Source organism: Streptomyces tendae (assembly GCF_008632955.1).
Taxonomy (GTDB): domain Bacteria; phylum Actinomycetota; class Actinomycetes; order Streptomycetales; family Streptomycetaceae; genus Streptomyces.
Window position 1 is genome coordinate 6,470,532 of record NZ_CP043959.1, and the last position, 13,142, is coordinate 6,483,673.

The window sequence follows — 13,142 nt, forward strand, 5'->3', positions numbered from 1 at the left end:
TCGGGGATTGACCGTCGTGGCCCGGGGGAGATCTTCAGCGGGAGGCGGACCGCTCGGGGAAAACGGTCCGAGGGGAATGACCCTGAGAGCTCGGGGCTCCGGGTCAGCACAGGGGAGGACAGGCCCCGGCGCCGCACGGCGCCGGGGCTCCTCACGTGGTCACGGCACATCGTCCCGCCCCTCCCCGGCCGGGCGTCCACGTCGTCCGGCCAAGAACCCCTCAGGTCATATGCCTCACGCGACAGCCTCGCACGCCGGCCGGGGAGGCGCTGCGATTCGGCGCAACGGACCCCGGATTCGGCGCGTTCGCACCGGCGGGCGTGAGGCCTTCGCCCCCGCGGGCCGGGGGTCAGGGCTTGGCGACGAAGACGTGCGAGGCGACCTCCGACTCCAGCTCGGCCGCCTCGCCGCTGCTGCCGACCAGCACCCCGCCCGCCGACTCCGTCACGCTCACCACCGAGCCGGGCTGCACACCCGCCCGGCGCAGCGAGTACATCAGCTGCGCGTCCGTCTGGATCGGCTCGCCGATCCGGCGCACGACCACCGTCTTGCCCTCGGCGCCCGGGTCCAGGTCGGCCAGCGACACCATGCCCTCGTCGAGGAAGGGGTCGGCGCCGTCCGTCTCCCCCAGCTCCTCGAGCCCCGGGATCGGGTTGCCGTACGGCGACTCGGTGGGGTGCCGCAGCAGCTCCAGGACGCGGCGCTCGACGGCCTCGCTCATCACGTGCTCCCAGCGACACGCCTCGGCGTGCACCTGCTCCCACTCCAGGCCGATCACGTCGACCAGGAGACACTCGGCGAGGCGGTGCTTGCGCATCACGCGGGTGGCCAGCCGGCGACCCTCCTCCGTGAGCTCCAGATGACGGTCCGGGGCGACGGACACCAGACCGTCGCGCTCCATCCGGGCCACCGTCTGGCTGACCGTCGGCCCGCTCTGGTCGAGCCGCTCGGCGATCCGGGCGCGCATGGGGACCACACCTTCCTCCTCCAGCTCGAGGATGGTGCGGAGATACATCTCCGTGGTGTCGATCAGTCCGGACATACGTGCCCCTCGATGAGATCTGCGGATTGGCTCTGCCGGAGGCTGGACTGCTCACCGGCGTGTGCGCTGGCCCGAGCTTCAATTCTTACGCATACGGCCGACAACCGGGCCGCGCCCCGAAAACGAGAGGGCCCGGCCGTCGGAAACCGGCCCGCACCACCACCGTATTGACACGGCAGTGGTCCAGACCGCACGGTGATCGGCGACGTGTCCGCCCCGAAGGGAAACCGCATGAGCGACCGCACGCCCGCCGGTCAGTTCCTCGACGCCGCGATCGGGCTGCTGCGGCGGCTGCGCGACGAGGAGGCCGAGCCGATCGCGGCCGCGGGCACCCTGCTCGCCGACGCGGTCGCCGACGGCGGACGGCTCTTCGCCTTCGGCGCGGGCCACTCCTCGCTCGCCGCGCAGGACCTCGTCTACCGGGCGGGCGGCCTCGCCCTGATGAACCTGCTGACCGTGCCGGGCATGGTGGGCGTCGACGTGATGCCGGCGACCCTGGGCTCCGCGCTGGAGCGGGTGGACGGGCTGGCGAGCGTGGTGCTGGAGTCCTCGCCCCTGCGGGAGGGCGACGTGCTGGTGATCATCTCCCTGTCCGGGCGCAACGCGCTGCCGGTGGAGATGGCGATGAAGGCCCGCACGATGGGCGTGCGGGTGATCGGCGTGACGTCGGTGGCGTACGCGTCCGAGACCTCCTCGCGGCACTCCTCCGGGACGTTCCTCAAGGACCACTGCGATCTGGTGCTCGACTCGGGCATCGCGGTCGGCGACGCGGAGCTCACCTGGGACGGCGTGCCCGCGCCGTTCGCACCCGCGTCCACGGTCGTCACCTCGGCGCTGCTGCAGGCGGTCATGGCCACCGCGGCGGCCGCCCTCGCCGACCGCGGCATCGAGCCGCCGCTGCTGCGCTCGGGCAACGTGGACGGCGGACACGACTGGAACGCCCGCGTCATGTCCGAGTACGGCGACCGCATCTTCTACCGCCACTGACGCCCGTACGGGCCTGGCCCTCACACGGACCTGGCGCGCGTACGTCTCTGACCCTCCTCCGTACGTGCCTCAAGCCCGTACGGCCCCCGACGCGTGGCCGAAACCCTCCAGGGCCCCCGGGTCAGTGGTCCTCGGGCAGCAGGGCCGCCAGGTCCAGGGCCGTGGCGATGTGGGCGGCGACGTCCTCCGCGTACATGGCGTCGGAGCGTTCGAACGTCGTGCGGTTCGCGGTCCGCAGAAACGTCACGGCACCGAGCGTGCGTCCCCTGCTGCGCAGCACCGTGCACAGCGCGTGCACCGCGTCCTCGGGCCACTGCCGCGCCAGCGCCCAGGTGCGGGCCGCCTCCGCCGGCAGCGAGCCCGCGCCGGCCCGCACCGACCCGGCCCGCTCCACGCACTGCAGCGCCGGATGCCCCTCGGCGTAGCGCGTCGGCAGCCCCGCCCGGCCGTCCAGCCTGCTGGGCCCCGGCGCCCCGGAAGGGGTGGCCGCGATCCGCACGAGCCGCACCCGGTCGGTGTCCTCGCCGCCGCCCGCCACGCGGTCGATCAGGGCGTGGTCGGCGAATCCGGCGAGCGCGAAGTCCAGGTGGACCGTCGCCGCCTCCGCCGGGTCCTCGCACTCGGCCGCCGCACGCGCCGCGCGGTGCAGCTGCTGCGCGCGGAACCGCAGCAGCGACGCCTCCTGCTCGCCCTGCCGCGAGTCGGTCACGTCCTGGAACAGCCAGCCGACCCCGAGCGGCACCGGCTCCTCGGCGAGCGGCGACGCCAGCCGCACGAACCCGCTGCGCCAGCACCGCCGGCGCTCCCCCTCCGGTGTGCGCACGCTCACCCACAACTCGGCCGGCGCGGGCGGCGCGCCCTCCGCCAGCACATGCGTCAGGGCGCTCTCCAGCTCCTCCACGCCCTGCGCCAGCAGCTCGCCCAGCGGGCGCCCCAGCACGGACGTGCGCCCGGCGCCCAGCGCCCGCGCGGCGTGCGCGTTCACCACGGCGGGCCGCAGGTCGGCGTCGACCAGGACGACACCCCAGCTCGCGTCCTCCAGCAGCGCCTCGCTCAGCGCGATCGAGCGCTCCAGGTCGATCTGCGCGTGCACCTCGCTGAACGCGCAGTACACCCCGGCGGGCTTGCCGTCCGGACCGCGCACGGCCGCCGACTGGGTGCGCACCAGCACCCGGCCGCCCTCCTTGGTCAGCAGCGCGAACTCGTTCACCTGGCGGCCCGGCGCGTCCATGGCCGACATCAGCCGCGCCTCGACCTCCTCGGCGTCCGCGCTGCGCACGGCCCACCCGGCGAACCCGGCCCGGCCCACGGCCTCGGCGGCGGTCCAGCCGAGGATGCGCTCGGCCTCACGGTTCCAGTGCGTCACCACACCGTCCGCGTCGAAGGCGCACAGGGCCGCGTCCATGCCGTCGAGCAGCGCCGCGAGCAGATCGGAGCCGGACGGCCCCTCCCGCTCGGGCTCGGGCCCTTCCGGCCCGAGCTCGTCGGTGGCCCCACTACGCCGGGATGCACTCACCTGGACCCCCTGCAGGCTGTGTCCGCCCGTACGGCACGACGGTTCGCTCACTTGCAATCATTCAACTTGAACGTGACTCAGCGCACATCGAGTTCTCGACAAGATTGTGGGAATTGTTGTCCGCCGACCTCGTACCCACGCTTTCACGAGGGAAAAGTCCTCGGCCAAGCCCTGAGCCGCAGCGTCAGCCAGAGATCGGTCTCCCCGGGCAGGACGTACCGCTCGGTCTCGTCGAATCCCCGCGCGCGGGCGAACCGGACGCCGTCCTCGTTCGCGGCGAGCACCACCGTCTCGACGGCCCCGGCGCCCGCCGCCCGCGCCTGCTCCAGCCCGGCCTCGTGGAGCGCGGACCCGAAGCCCTTGCGCCGGTGCCCGGGCAGCACCCGGGCGATGACGGTGGCGACGGCGTCCGCGCCCGTCGGGGGCCGCACCGTCGAGCAGCCGACCAGCTCGTCGCCGTCGTAGGCGTTGTCCAGCCGGTACCCGCGGTCGAGGCGCTCGCGGGCCTCCTCGGGCGACATGGCGGCCGGCGGGACGACCACGTTGTGGACGTGCCGCCACTGCTCCAGCATGGTCGCGCCGTCCACGGCCTGAATACGGAGATCGCTCATCCGCGCAGCCAACCGTGGCCCGCCCCGGAGGTCAACGGAAATCCGGCGCGGGCCGCCGCGCGCCGGGGTGTACGTGTCGCGCTGCCGCCCGGAGGAAGGCTCCGCGGACGGTCCGGAAAAAAAGTGGTTGATCCTGCGGCGAGCGGTTCTTAAGGTGGCGGTACTTCGGAAAGGAGGTGGTTCGGCAGATGTATGACAACCGGACGGAAGAGGTGGCTGCGGGCTAGTGGCCCGCCGCCGTACTCGGTTCGGCGCCGGACCGGCGTGCGAGTGATGCACGCAACCGGCCCAATCCAACGCAGTCACCCGACCCGCGAGTCGCCGGTATCGTCCGGCCGGCTCCCCCCAGGGGGAACCAGACTCGCGGGTCGCTGCGTTCTCCGGGGATCCCCCCGGGGGGCTCCGAGGATCCCGGCGCGCGGTCAGCGCGCGATGGACGCGTACCCCTCGATCTCCCGCGGGTCGCGCGAACCCGGGCCCACGTAGCGGGCCGACGGCCGGACCAGACGGCCCGTGCGCTTCTGCTCCAGGATGTGCGCCGACCAGCCGGCGGTCCGGGCACAGGTGAACATCGACGTGAACATGTGCGCCGGCACCTCGGCGAAGTCCAGCACGATCGCGGCCCAGAACTCCACGTTCGTGGCCAGCACCCGGTCCGGGCGGCGGGCGTGCAGCTCGGCCAGCGCGGCCTTCTCCAGCGCCTCGGCGACCTCGAAACGCGGCGCCCCCAGCTCGCGGGCGGTGCGGCGCAGGACGCGGGCGCGCGGGTCCTCCGCACGGTAGACGCGGTGGCCGAATCCCATCAGGCGCTCGCCCTTGTCGAGGGCCTGCTTGACGTACGCCTCGGCGTCCCCGGTGCGCTCGATCTCCTCGATCATGCCCAGCACGCGCGAGGGTGCGCCCCCGTGCAGCGGGCCGGACATGGCACCGACGGCCCCGGAGAGGGCGGCCGCGACGTCCGCGCCGGTGGAGGCGATGACCCGGGCGGTGAACGTGGAGGCGTTCATCCCGTGCTCGGCGGCCGACGTCCAGTACGCGTCGACTGCGGCGACGTGCTTGGGGTCGGGCTCGCCGCGCCAGCGGATCATGAAGCGCTCGACGACCGACTCGGCCTTGTCGATCTCGCTCTGCGGCACCATCGGCAGCCCCTGGCCGCGCGCCGACTGGGCGACGTACGACAGGGCCATCACGGCGGCGCGGGCGAGGTCGTCGCGGGCCTGGGCGGCATCGATGTCGAGGAGCGGTTTCAGGCCCCAGACGGGGGCCAGCATGGCGAGCGCGGACTGCACGTCGACGCGGATGTCACCGGAGTGCACGGGAATGGGGAACGGCTCGGCGGGCGGCAGTCCGGGGGCGAACGCCCCGTCGACGAGCAGTCCCCAGACGTTGCCGAAGGAGACGTGACCGACCAGATCCTCGATGTCGACGCCCCGGTAGCGCAGGGCGCCGCCCTCCTTGTCCGGTTCGGCGATCTCCGTCTCGAACGCGACGACTCCTTCGAGCCCGGGTACGAAGTCGGACATCAGGCGGCTCCTTCTGAGGTGGGTGACAGATGGTGTTGTGGGGTGGGACGACCATGTGTCGTGGCGCGGTCGGCGTGGGTCCGTGGGATCCGCGGTCGGCTCGGGAGGACTCGCGGTCGTGGACGTCACCCCTGTGATGCCCGGCTGGCGGTCACCCAACCGGATCAGTGCGAGCACGATATCCCTGAGTGCCAGTTTTGGGGAGGGTTCGCGGCACTGAGTGCCACCCGTGACGTTGGGCACCGCGCGTTTGTGACCCAGGCCACCGTGGGCCCTCGGGGGTGACGCGGATGCGGCAGGATGACGGCGTGACCGACCGAGACGCCGTTCCCCTCGATCTCGCCTCGATGCGCAAGCAGTACCGGACCGAAGGGCTCTCCGAGACCGACCTCGCCGCCACCCCCGTCGAGCAGTTCGCGCGCTGGTTCGCGCAGGCCGCACGGGAGGGCGGGCTGTTCGAGCCGAACGCCATGATCGTGTCGACGGCGGACGCGGCGGGCCGGCCCAGCTCGCGCACGGTGCTGCTGAAGCAGTTCGACGAGGCCGGGTTCGTCTTCTACACGAACTACGCCTCCCGCAAGGGCCGTGACCTCGCCGAGAACCCGCATGTCTCACTGCTGTTCCCGTGGCACCCGGTGGCCCGGCAGGTCATCGTCACCGGCACGGCGCGGCGCACCGGCCGCGACGAGACGGCCGCGTACTTCCGCACCCGGCCGCACGGCTCGCAGCTGGGCGCGTGGGCCAGCGGCCAGTCGACGGTGATCGCGTCCCGCGAGGTGCTCGACACGGCGTACGACGAGCTGGCGGCGCGCTACCCGGAGCCCGAGCGGGTGCCGGTGCCGCCGCACTGGGGCGGTTTCCGGGTGGTGCCGGAGACGGTGGAGTTCTGGCAGGGCCGCGAGAACCGCCTCCACGACCGCCTGCGCTACGTCGCCGTGCCCGGCGGGGGCTGGAGGGTGGAGCGACTCGCTCCGTGAGTTCCCCCGCGGGGCTCGTCAGGGCATCCCCGGGGCACACCGTGCGACGCCCGCCGAACCGCCAGGCCGACCGACCGCCGAACAGCCCGGCCGGGCGGGCGGTCCGCAACGCCTTCGCCGCAGGAGGCGGCAGTCCGACCCCGCCCGTGCGACGCCGGTGCGGACCGGGCGGATGCCCGAGCGGCACGCCCCAGAAGCAAGGGTTCCGGTCGGCCGGGACGATGCCTTCGGTCACCAGCCACGCCGGCCCACGGTCCGCCTACTCCGCCGCCTCGCCGGGGGCGGCGTCGAGGTCGACGAGCGTCTGGAAGTGGTCACCCACCCGTGCGCACGCCGTAGGCGGTGCCGTCGGCGGCGTCCTCAGCGCAGGGCGTCGTCCAGGAGGTCCGCCCACTGGGCGACCACCCGTTCGCGGCGGGCGGTGTCGTCGGTGAGGAGGTTGGCGAGGCCCAGGCCGCGGGCCATGTCCAGGAGGCCCTGCACGGTCTCCCGGGCGCCGGGGCGGGACTCGTCCGCGCCGAGGAGCTCCACCGCGATGCGGTGCGACTCGCGCCCGACGCGCAGCTCCAGCTCGGTCACGCGCGGGCGCAGCTGCTCCTCGTTGGAGGCGGCCACCCACAGGTGCAGGGCGGCGCGGAACAGCGGGCCGGTGTAGAGGCCGACGAGGGCGGCGACCACCGCGCGGCGGTCGGAGGCGGCGGCCCCTTCGGGGAAGAGGGCGCGCAGGGCCGTGGAGCGTTCCTCGGCGACGTACTCCACGGCGGCCGTGAAGAGGTCCTCCCGGGTCGGGAAGTGGTGCTGGGCCGCCCCCCGGGAGACGCCCGCGCGTTCGGCGACGACGGAGACCGTGGAGCCCGCCCAGCCGTGTTCGGCGAGGCAGGCCACGGCGGCCTCCAGGAGCCGCTGCCGGGTGGCCCGGCTGCGGTCCTGCTTGGGGACGCGTCCGGCCCGGTCGGCCGTGCTCACACCACCCATGCCGCGCTCACACCACCCATTCCGGATCCCGTCGTTCGAGGAACGCCGTCATGCCCTCGCGTGCGTGCGCGGAGGCGAAGAGGCGGGCCGAGAGCGCGGTCAGGGCGCCCGCGTCCCGGTCGAAGGTCTCCAGCACCCTAGCCGTGAGCAGCCGTTTCGTCTCGGCCAGGGCCTCGGGGGCGGACCGGCGCAGCCCGTCGAGGACGGGGGCGAGGGTGTCGTCGACGTCGTCACCGGCCGCGGTGAGCAGGCCGACGCGGGCGGCCTCGTCGGCGTCGAACCGCTCCCCGGTGAGGTAGTAGCGGGCCAGCGCACGGGGGTCGGTGCGGGGCAGCAGCGGCAGGGAGATCACCGCGGGGGCGACCCCGATGCGCACCTCGGTGAAGGCGAACGTGGCCGCGCGGGAGGCGACGGCGACGTCGCAGGCGGCGAGCAGTCCGAGGCCGCCCGCGCGGACGTGCCCGGTGACCCGGGCGACGACCGGTCTGGGCAGCTCGACGATCTGCCGGAGCAGCCCGACCAGCGCGGAGGGGGCGGGCGGGTCCTTGAGGTCGGCGCCGGCGCTGAAGGTGTTGCCGGTGTGGGTGAGGACCACCGCGCGGACGCCGGGGTCCTTCCCGGCGTCGGTGAGCGCGGCGGCGAGGTCGCCGACGAGTGCGGCGGACAGGGCGTTGCGGCGCTCCGGGGCGTCGAGGGACAGGGTCTCGACGCCCCGGGTGCGACTGCGGCCTATCAGGGTCACGAGGGCTCCTTGTGCGCCGTCCGGAGTTCGCGGCGCAGGATCTTTCCGGAGGCGGCGCGGGGCACGCCGTCGATGAAGGTGACGTGCCGGACCCGCTTGTACGGGGCGACGTGCTCGGCGACGTACATCATGACCTCGCCCTCGGTGAGTTCCGGGGCGGAGGGGTGGCGGACGACGAAGGCGTGCGGGACCTCGTTGCCGTCGTCGTTGTAGACGCCGATGACGGCCGCGTCGGCGACACCGGGGTGGGTGAGCAGCAGCGCCTCCAGCTCGGCGGGCGCGACCTGGAAGCCCTTGTACTTGATGAGCTCCTTCACCCGGTCGACGACGAACAGCCACCCGTCGTCGTCCACATGACCCACGTCGCCGGTGTGCAGCCAGCCGTCCTCGTCGATCATCGCGGCGGTGGCGTCGGGGCGTCCGAGGTAGCCCTTCATCACCTGCGGGCCGCGGATGAGGATCTCCCCGGACTCGCCCGGACCGAGGTCCTTGCCGGGGTCGTCGAGGGACACGATCCGCATCTCGGTGCCGGCGATGAGCTTGCCGACGGTGCCGGGCGGGGCCTCCTCCATGAGGTCCAGCGGTACGACGTGGGTGCCGGGCGACAGCTCCGTCATGCCGTACGCCTGGCCGACCGGGGGCAGGCCGAGCCGCTGCGCGCAGGCGGCGGCGAGGCTCGCGTCCAGGGGCGCGGCGGCGCTGATGACGTGTTTCAGCGAGCTGAGGTCGTACTGGGCGACGAGGGGGTGCTTGGCGAGGGCCAGCACGATCGGCGGGGCGACGTAGAGGGCGGTGATGCGGTGGTTCTGGACGGCCGCGAGGAACTGCTCCAGGTCGAAGCGCGGCAGCACGACGACGGTCGCGCCGTGCCGCAGCGGGGCGTTCATCAGGGCCGTGAGGCCGTAGATGTGAAAGAACGGCAGCACGGCGAGGATGCGGTCGCCGGGACCCGCCGTGATCGCCGGCTGGAGCTGGGCGAGGTTGGTGGCGATCTGCCGGTGGGTGAGCATCACGCCCTTGGGGATGCCGGTCGTCCCGGAGGAGTACGGCAGCGCGGCGACGTCCTCGGCGGGGTCGATGTCGACGACCGGCTCGGGGGCCGTGGAGGCGAGCATGTCGATCAGCGAGCGGTGTCCGGGCGCGCTGTCGCAGACGAAGATCTCCTCGACCCCGCCCGCGAGTTCGGCGGCCCGGCGTGCGGAGTCCAGCAGCGGCGAGACGGTGACGATCCAGCGGGCCGCGCTGTCCGTCAGCTGCTTCGCGAACTCCTCGGGCGTGGCGAGGGGATGCACGGTGGTGACGGAGGCGCCCGCGCGGGTCGCCGCGTAGAAGGCGGTGGGGAAGGCGATCGTGTTGGGGCTGTGCAGGGCGAGCACGTCCCCTTTGCGCACGCCCGCCCCGGCGAGCCCGGCGGAGACCCGCCGGTGGAAGCGGTCCAGCTGTTCGTAGGTGAGGGTGGTGCCGTCGGTGCCGTCGATCAGCGCCGGGACGTTCCCGAACTCGGCGGCGCGCCCGAGCACCGCCTCGTGGATGGGGAGGTCGACCGGCGTGACGTCTGCGTACTCGCTGCGGAACATGGTTCCTCCAAGACGGCCGGGAGGCCTGCCTAGTACGACTTGGGCAGGCCCAGGGTCTGGTGGGAGACGTAGTTGAGAATCATCTCCCGGCTCACCGGGGCAATACGAGACACGCGTGCGGCCGTTATCAGCGAGGCGAGCCCGAACTCGCGGGTGAGGCCGTTGCCGCCGAGGGTGTGCACGGCCTGGTCGACGGCCTTCACGCACGCCTCCGCCGCCGCGTACTTCGCCATGTTGGCGGCCTCCCCGGCGCCGATGTCGTCGCCGGCGTCGTAGAGGTGGGCGGCCTTCTGCATCATCAGGCGGGCCAGTTCGAGGTCGATGTGGGCCTGCGCGAGGGGGTGCGCGATCGCCTGGTGGGAGCCGATGGGCGCTTTCCAGACGGTGCGGTCGCGGGCGTACTCGACGGCGCGGGACAGCGCGAAGCGGCCCATGCCGATCGCGAACGCGGCCGTCATGATGCGCTCGGGGTTCAGCCCGGCGAACAGCTGGAGCAGACCGGCGTCCTCGTCGCCCACGAGCGCGTCGGCGGGCAGCCGCACGTCGTCGAGGACCAGCTCGAACTGCTTCTCCGACGCGTTGAGTTCCATGTCGATCTTGTGGCGCCGGAAGCCGGGGGTGTCGCGCGGGACGATGAACAGGCAGGGCTTCAGGCGCCCGGTGCGGGCGTCCTCGGTGCGGCCGACGATCAGGGTGGCGTCGGCGATGTCCACGCCGGAGACGAACACCTTGCGGCCGGTGAGGAGCCAGTCGCCGGTGGCGGGGTCGCGGCGCGCGGTCGTGGTGATGCGGTGGGAGTTGGAGCCGGCGTCGGGCTCGGTGATGCCGAAGGCCATGGTGCGGGTGCCGTCGGCGAGGGCGGGCAGCCAGTCCCGCTTCTGTTCCTCGGTGCCGAAGCGGGCGATCACCGTGCCGCAGATGGCCGGGGTGACCACCATGAGGAGGAGGGGGCAGCCGGCGGCGCCGAGTTCCTCCAGGACGATGGAGAGTTCGGAGATGCCGCCGCCTCCTCCGCCGTGTTCCTCCGGAAGGTTGACGCCGAGGTAGCCGAGTTTGGCGGCCTCCGCCCAGAGTTCGGTGGCGGGCCTGCCTTCCTCCACGGTGCGGGTGAAGTAGGCGCGGCCGTATTTGTGACCCAGGGCGGATACCGCTGCGCGGAGGGCCTTGTGTTCTTCTGACTCGATCACCGGCATGTGGGCTCCTTGGGAGGCAGGGGCTTGAGTCGTAGGGGCGGTGCGGGTCGTGTGCGGCTGGTCGCGCAGTTCCCCGCGCCCCTGTGGGGGTGTCCTTGGGACGTGCGCTCCCTGCGGGTTCGCGCGGCTGGTCGCGCAGTTCCCCCGCGCCCCTCAGGGGGCTTCCCGCACCACCGCCAAGAGGGCGCCCACTTCGACCTGCCGGCCGGGGGTTGCGTGGAGGGCGGTGAGGGTGCCCGTGGTGGGGGCGGTGATCTTGTGCTGCATCTTCATCGCCTCCAGCCAGAGCAGAGGCCGGCCGGCCTCCACGCTCGCTCCCTCGGTGACGCCCTCGGCGATGCGGACGACCGTGCCGGGCATCGGGGCGAGGAGGGAGCCGGGGGCGTGGTCGGGCTCCGGGTCGGGGAAGCGGGGCAGGACGGTGAGCGCGGTGGCGCCGAGGTACACACGGTCGCCGTAGCGGCTCACCTCGTAGCGCCGTCGTACGCCGTCGACCTCGAGGATCACCAGGGCCGCGTCGGCGTGGACGACCGTCACGCCGTCGGCCGCGAGGCCACTGCGGGTGTGGCGGTAACGCACCTCGTGCTCCTCGCCGTTCGTCGCGTACCTCTTCACCTGCGGCTGCGACGGCACGTTGCGCCAGCCGCCGAAGCGGGAACGGCCGTGCGCGTCGGCGAGGGCGGCGGCGAGCGGGGCGTACGGGTCGGCGGCGGGCGCGGTGAGGGCGGTCAGGTGACGGTCGTAGAAGCCGGTGTCCATGTGGCCCTGGGTGAACTCCCCGTGGCGCAGAGAGCGGACGAGCAGGTCACGGTTGGTGACGGGACCGTGGATCACGGCGCGCTCCAGGGCGGCCGCAAGTTTGCGGACCGCCTCCGCGCGGGTCGGGGCGTGGGCCACGACCTTGGCGAGCATCGGGTCGTAGTGGACGCCGATGTCGTCGCCGTCGGTGTAGCCGGTGTCGAGGCGGACGGCGCCGGGGACGGCGAGGCGGTGCAGGCGGCCGGTCTGCGGGGCCCAGTCGTGGGCGGGGTCCTCGGCGTAGAGGCGGGCCTCGACGGCGTGGCCGCGCGGGGCCGGCGGCTCGGCGTCCAGCGCGTGTCCTTCGGCGACCCGGATCTGCTCGGCGACCAGGTCCAGGTCGAACACCTCCTCGGTGACGGGGTGTTCGACCTGGAGCCGGGTGTTCATCTCCAGGAAGTGTGCCCGCTCCCCCGCGACCAGGAACTCCACGGTGCCCGCGCCGACGTAGCCGACGGCGCGGGCGGCGCGTACGGCGAGCGTGTGAAGTTCCTCGGTGAGCGCGTCGGAGAGGCCGGGCGCCGGGGCCTCCTCGATCACCTTCTGGTGCCTGCGCTGCAGGGAGCAGTCGCGGGTACCGAGCGCCCACACCGTGCCGTGGGTGTCGGCGAGCACCTGCACCTCGACGTGCCGGCCGTCCTCCAGGTACGGCTCGACGAACACCTCTCCGTCGCCGAAGGCGCTCGCGGCCTCCGCGCGGGCGGCGGCGAGTTCGCCGTCCAGATCGGCGAGACGGCGCACCACGCGCATGCCGCGTCCGCCGCCGCCGGCCGCGGCCTTCACCAGCACCGGCAGGTCGGCCTCGGTGACGTCGGTGAGCGGTTCGACGCCCATGAGCCGCTTGGCGCGCGTCTTGGACGCCATCGCCTCGATCGCCTCCGGCGGCGGCCCGATCCACTCCAGGCCGGCGTCCTGGACGGCGCGCGCGAAGCCGGCGTTCTCGGAGAGGAAGCCGTAGCCGGGGTGCACGGCGTCCGCGCCGGCCGCGAGGGCGGCCTTCACGATCAGGTCGCCGCGCAGATACGTGTCGGCGGGCGCGGAGCCGGGGAGCCGTACGGCCGTGTCGGCGACGCGTGTGTGGAGGGCGCCCGCGTCGGCGTCGGAGTGCACGGCGACGGTCCGGATGCCGAGGTCACGGCAGGTGCGGGCGATGCGGCAGGCGATCTCACCGCGGTTCGCGACAAGGACGGAAGTAATCACT

At 73.3% G+C, this 13,142-nt stretch carries 11 protein-coding genes; 2 read left to right on the plus strand and 9 right to left on the minus strand.

All coding sequences use genetic code 11. The annotated features are described in order from the left end of the window. Window positions 1–349: 349 nt before the first annotated feature. Window positions 350–1,042 carry a metal-dependent transcriptional regulator gene (locus F3L20_RS29600; RefSeq protein WP_024884243.1) on the minus strand — a complete coding sequence of 231 codons (693 nt, stop codon included), beginning with the start codon at window positions 1,040–1,042 and terminating at the stop codon, window positions 350–352. A gap of 231 nt (window positions 1,043–1,273) precedes the next feature. On the opposite strand from F3L20_RS29600, the gene F3L20_RS29605 reads away from it, so the two are divergent. Then, complete coding sequence (locus F3L20_RS29605; RefSeq protein ID WP_150156889.1) at window positions 1,274–2,029, plus strand: SIS domain-containing protein; 756 nt, start codon at window positions 1,274–1,276, stop codon at window positions 2,027–2,029. Between the two features lie 121 nt (window positions 2,030–2,150). Here F3L20_RS29605 and F3L20_RS29610 read toward each other — a convergent pair whose 3' ends face one another. The 3 genes from F3L20_RS29610 to F3L20_RS29620 form a co-directional block, all read right to left on the minus strand. Continuing rightward, a complete protein-coding gene (locus tag F3L20_RS29610; protein ID WP_150156890.1) occupies window positions 2,151–3,545 on the minus strand; it encodes a PAS domain-containing protein in 1,395 nt (464 codons plus the stop codon). Window positions 3,546–3,688: 143 nt separating this feature from the next. Further along, window positions 3,689–4,156, minus strand: a complete 468-nt coding sequence (locus F3L20_RS29615; RefSeq protein WP_150156891.1) for a GNAT family N-acetyltransferase — start codon at window positions 4,154–4,156, stop codon at window positions 3,689–3,691. A 422-nt stretch (window positions 4,157–4,578) separates the two neighbouring features. Then, the gene (locus F3L20_RS29620) at window positions 4,579–5,679 is read right to left on the minus strand and encodes a citrate synthase 2 (protein WP_150156892.1); all 1,101 of its coding nucleotides are present in this window, start codon (window positions 5,677–5,679) and stop codon (window positions 4,579–4,581) included. A 290-nt stretch (window positions 5,680–5,969) separates the two neighbouring features. Between F3L20_RS29620 and pdxH the strand changes: the two genes are divergently transcribed. Next, window positions 5,970–6,656 (plus strand): pyridoxamine 5'-phosphate oxidase, encoded by a 687-nt coding sequence (gene pdxH / locus F3L20_RS29625; RefSeq protein ID WP_150156893.1) that lies wholly within the window; start codon window positions 5,970–5,972, stop codon window positions 6,654–6,656. Between the two features lie 360 nt (window positions 6,657–7,016). On the opposite strand, the gene F3L20_RS29630 is transcribed toward pdxH, so the two are convergent. The 5 genes from F3L20_RS29630 to F3L20_RS29650 all read right to left on the minus strand — a co-directional run bounded on the left by F3L20_RS29630 (window position 7,017) and on the right by F3L20_RS29650 (window position 13,141). Continuing rightward, window positions 7,017–7,631 carry a TetR/AcrR family transcriptional regulator gene (locus F3L20_RS29630; protein ID WP_206338833.1) on the minus strand — a complete coding sequence of 205 codons (615 nt, stop codon included), beginning with the start codon at window positions 7,629–7,631 and terminating at the stop codon, window positions 7,017–7,019. A 7-nt stretch (window positions 7,632–7,638) separates the two neighbouring features. Next, window positions 7,639–8,373: an enoyl-CoA hydratase family protein gene (locus F3L20_RS29635; protein WP_150156894.1), complete on the minus strand. Its 735-nt coding sequence runs from the start codon at window positions 8,371–8,373 to the stop codon at window positions 7,639–7,641. Further along, window positions 8,370–9,950 (minus strand): 4-coumarate--CoA ligase family protein, encoded by a 1,581-nt coding sequence (locus F3L20_RS29640; RefSeq protein ID WP_150156895.1) that lies wholly within the window; start codon window positions 9,948–9,950, stop codon window positions 8,370–8,372. The genes F3L20_RS29635 and F3L20_RS29640 overlap by 4 nt, the downstream gene beginning before the upstream one ends. Window positions 9,951–9,979: 29 nt before the next feature. After that, entirely contained in the window at window positions 9,980–11,143 is a 1,164-nt protein-coding gene (locus F3L20_RS29645; protein WP_150156896.1) for an acyl-CoA dehydrogenase family protein, read from the minus strand. 153 nt (window positions 11,144–11,296) lie between these two features. Then, window positions 11,297–13,141: an acetyl/propionyl/methylcrotonyl-CoA carboxylase subunit alpha gene (locus F3L20_RS29650; RefSeq protein WP_150156897.1), complete on the minus strand. Its 1,845-nt coding sequence runs from the start codon at window positions 13,139–13,141 to the stop codon at window positions 11,297–11,299. Window position 13,142: the final 1 nt, after the last annotated feature.